Source organism: Pseudonocardia bannensis, assembly GCF_012911875.1.
GTDB classification, from domain to species: domain Bacteria; phylum Actinomycetota; class Actinomycetes; order Mycobacteriales; family Pseudonocardiaceae; genus Pseudonocardia; species Pseudonocardia bannensis.
Map to the genome: position 1 here is coordinate 1 of NZ_JAAXKZ010000270.1, position 1,193 is coordinate 1,193.

Below are 1,193 nucleotides of genomic sequence, written 5' to 3' on the forward strand. Positions count from 1 at the left end.
GCTCGGGTTCTAGCGGTCGCTGCAACACCTCGATCATGAGGAGTTGCAGCGACCGTGGCCGTTGTGGGGCGGGTTGTGCATCGGGCGGAGTCCGCCCGGCTGCGTGAGGAGTTCCTGGCGCGGTTCGACGTGGTGGGCTCGACCACGGTCGTCGCTCGGGAGATGGGCATCAATCGTCACACCGCCGCGGGCTGGGTCCGGCAGACAGGCCGACGCTCGCAGGGTGGTTCCCGCAGGCACCCTGGTCGCGACGAGTACGAGCGTCTGCGCAAGCGGGGTGTGCCTCGTGCGTCAGCGGCCCGGGCGGTCGGGGTGAACGTGCGGACCGCGAAGGACTGGGACTACGGCGTCAGCAAGACGCGCAACAGCCGGACCTATCCCGACGGGCGCCGCGTGGACTACACCACCGGCATGATCACGGTGGGGCTGCCGCTGGCCCGGGTGGAGAAGGTGCTCCACGAGCGGTTCGTGTCGCTGACCGAGCGCGAGACCATGGCCGACCTGCGCCGGGTCGGCATCTCGATCCGCAAGATCGCCGAGGCGCTGGGCCGTGCACCTTCGACGGTCAGCCGCGAGCTCGCCCGCAACGGGGACCCCGACGGCGAGTACCGCCCCTTCGCCGCGCACCGTGCCGCGGCGGGCCGCCGGGCCCGGCCGAAGACCGCCAAGCTCGCGGTCGACCGCCCGCTAGGTGACTACGTCGCGGAGAAGTTGGCGTTGCGGTGGTCCCCGGAGCAGATCTGTCACGCTCTGGTCGAGGAGTTTCCCGACGATCCCGAGATGCGCGTGAGCCACGAGACGATCTACCAGGCGCTCTACCTGCAGGCCCGCGGCGGGCTGCGCCGCGAGGTCGCCGCGGCGTTGCGCACCGGCCGGGCGCGGCGCCGCCCCCGCCGCGCCCCGCAGGCCCGCACCTCCCGGTTCGTCGACCCGATGGTGATGATCAGTGAGCGGCCGGCCGAGGTCGCCGACCGGGCGGTGCCCGGGCACTGGGAAGGCGACCTGATCATCGGTGCCGACGGCGGGTCCGCGATCGGGACCCTGGTCGAACGCGCCACCCGCTACGTGATGCTGGTCCACCTGCCCGACGGGCGCACCGCCGAACAGGTCCGCGACAGGCTGGTGGCCACCATGGCGACCCTGCCTGCGCATCTGCGCGGGTCGCTGACCTGGGACCAGGGCGCGGAGATGGC

Annotated in this window: 1 protein-coding gene; it reads left to right on the forward strand. The window is 72.4% G+C overall.

The window, feature by feature from the left end:
• Window positions 1-279: 279 nt before the first annotated feature.
• The coding region (locus HF519_RS30125) for an IS30 family transposase (protein WP_312860437.1) at window positions 280-1,193 on the forward strand (914 nt) is incomplete at its 3' end.